The organism is Kytococcus sp. HMSC28H12, from assembly GCF_001816045.1.
Classification (GTDB): Bacteria; Actinomycetota; Actinomycetes; order Actinomycetales; family Dermatophilaceae; genus Kytococcus; species Kytococcus schroeteri.
Genome location: NZ_KV824524.1, coordinates 1 through 2,030, shown reverse-complemented (window position 1 = coordinate 2,030; position 2,030 = coordinate 1). Strand labels below are relative to the sequence as shown.

At 69.1% G+C, this 2,030-nt stretch carries 4 protein-coding genes; 3 read left to right on the top strand and 1 reads right to left on the bottom strand.

The annotated features are described in order from the left end of the window. Together HMPREF3099_RS07655 and HMPREF3099_RS07650 are read left to right on the top strand one after the other, a co-directional pair. On the top strand, positions 1-738 hold a 738-nt coding region (locus HMPREF3099_RS07655), incomplete at its 5' end, for an MFS transporter (RefSeq protein WP_141762058.1). Positions 739-742: 4 nt separating this feature from the next. Continuing rightward, entirely contained in the window at positions 743-1,441 is a 699-nt protein-coding gene (locus HMPREF3099_RS07650; protein WP_070705434.1) for a TrmH family RNA methyltransferase, read from the top strand. A gap of 131 nt (positions 1,442-1,572) precedes the next feature. On the opposite strand, the gene HMPREF3099_RS13625 is transcribed toward HMPREF3099_RS07650, so the two are convergent. Beyond that, positions 1,573-1,695 carry a hypothetical protein gene (locus HMPREF3099_RS13625; protein ID WP_256374422.1) on the bottom strand — a complete coding sequence of 41 codons (123 nt, stop codon included), beginning with the start codon at positions 1,693-1,695 and terminating at the stop codon, positions 1,573-1,575. Between the two features lie 101 nt (positions 1,696-1,796). Between HMPREF3099_RS13625 and HMPREF3099_RS13505 the strand changes: the two genes are divergently transcribed. Continuing rightward, the coding region (locus tag HMPREF3099_RS13505) for a class III lanthionine synthetase LanKC N-terminal domain-containing protein (protein WP_237769795.1) at positions 1,797-2,030 on the top strand (234 nt) is incomplete at its 3' end.

Here is a 2,030-nt window from a genome sequence, read left to right as displayed (position 1 = left end):
GCGCTGCTGGCCGAGGCCCGCGAGGAGGCCCGCCGGGCCGCGCACGAGGCCGGCCCGTGGGCACGCTTCTGGCGTCGCACCCCCTTCGGGCAGCTCTCGCGCAGCATCGCCGCGGTGCGGTCGGTGCCCGCGGCCGGCACGGTGGTGCTGGTGATGTTCTGCTTCATGATCTTCCAGGGGGCGTCCAACGTCATCGAGGTGTTCCTGGTGCGTGGGCCGCTGGGGGCCTCCGAGACGCAGTACGGACTGAGCGAGGCGTTCGCCGCCGTGGGCGGGGTGGCCGGCGCGTGGGTGACCGCCCGCATCCTGGCCCCGTCCCAGCGCGTGTGGACGCTGGTGACGGGCCTGGTGATCGGTGGTGTGGCCCTGCTCGGCATCGGCGTGGCCCCGCACTTCGGGTTCTACGTGGCCGGGCAGGTGGCGCTCGGCGTGATGCAGGCGCTCGTGGTGGCCAGTGCCGTCACCGTGGTGGTCACGAGCACACCCGACGAGCGCCGCGGCGCCGTCATGGCGGCCTTCAGCGGGTTGCTCAAGCTGGGCACCGTGTGCGCCCTGTCCATCGGCGCCGTGATCGGTGGACTGGTGGACCCACGCACGGCCTTCCTCGCCTTGGGCGCCGCCTCGCTGCTCTCACTGGTGGTCACCGGGTGGCGTCTGCCCGGCATCGCGCGGGGGCTGCGCCGGCAGGAGGAGGAGACTGCCCGCGCGGCCGGTCCGGCGCCCGCTGCGGCAGGATGACCGCGTGACCGACACGCGCCCGAGCTCCCCCGAGGACGAGACCGCGCCGGTCGAGCGCGAGGTGGGGGTGGGCCCCTGGGTGGGGCCGTGGCCGCAGGGCCCCGATGGTGAGCTGCCCGCCCACCTGGACCCCGAGCTGCTGCGTGAGGGGGACCGCCGCAACGTCGTGGACGCCTACCGGTACTGGCGGCACGAGGCGATCGTGGCCGACCTGGACACCCGCCGGACCGGGCTGCACGTGGCGGTGGAGAACTGGGGGCACGACTTCAACATCGGCTCGGTCATCCGCACGGCCAACGCGTTCAACGTGGCGGCCTTCCACGTCGTCGGCCGGCGGCGCTGGAACCGGCGGGGGGCGATGGTCACCGACCGCTACCAGCACGAGCTCCACCACCCCGATGCCGCGGCGCTCGCGGAATGGGCGGCGGCCGCTCCCCGGCGCGACGGGGGGACCGGGCTGCCGCTGATCGGCATCGACAACGTGCCCGGCTCCGTCGGCATCGAGGGGTTCGGGCTGCCGGCCGAGTGCGTCATGGTCTTCGGGCAGGAGGGGCCGGGGCTCACCCCCGAGGTGCAGGAGCGCTGCGAGGTGGTCCTCCACATCGAGCAGCTGGGGTCGACGCGCTCGATCAACGCCGGGGCGGCCGCGGCCGTCGCCATGCACGCCTGGGTGAGGCAGCACGTGCACGGCCTGTCGGGCTGAGGGCAGCCAGACATCTTGGGGAAAACGTTATAGAAGAGTCTTGCGTCGCATTCTCCTTGACTGTAGCTTGAATGACAGGGCGCAAGAGTTGCGCCCTGTCAGAAATGAATCACAATGTCCCTGATGGATCTTCAGATGATGGCGACCGAGGCCCCGATGTACGACTCGATCGTGGCGAGCGCTTCCAGCAGTTGGAGTGGATGCTGCGGGCAATCTTCGGATTCGATGAGTGGCGGGACGTTGGAGCCCGCCACTCATCGAATGTTAGGGAAGGTTTTGGGATGAGGGATGTTAGATGGCTAGATCGGTTTTCTGCGCTTGGCGACCCGGCCCATGGTTTGCTAGCCTAGAGCAATTGCCGACCGAGGGTTACCCGTATCTCCGCCAAGCGGGACCCGAGAAAATGCGCTGGCGGAGCGGCCCGTGGGTGGGTATTGGGAATACGGGCAGCCTGCCGCAGCAGGGGTGGAAGGTGCATATTTCTTCTGACCTGCATACATCCCAAGAGGTGGCAGATATTTGTGTTAACTATTTGCTGCAGCGCGACATCCCTTTTAAGGGGCTCTTCGGAGTTGAGCGTGGGTGCTTG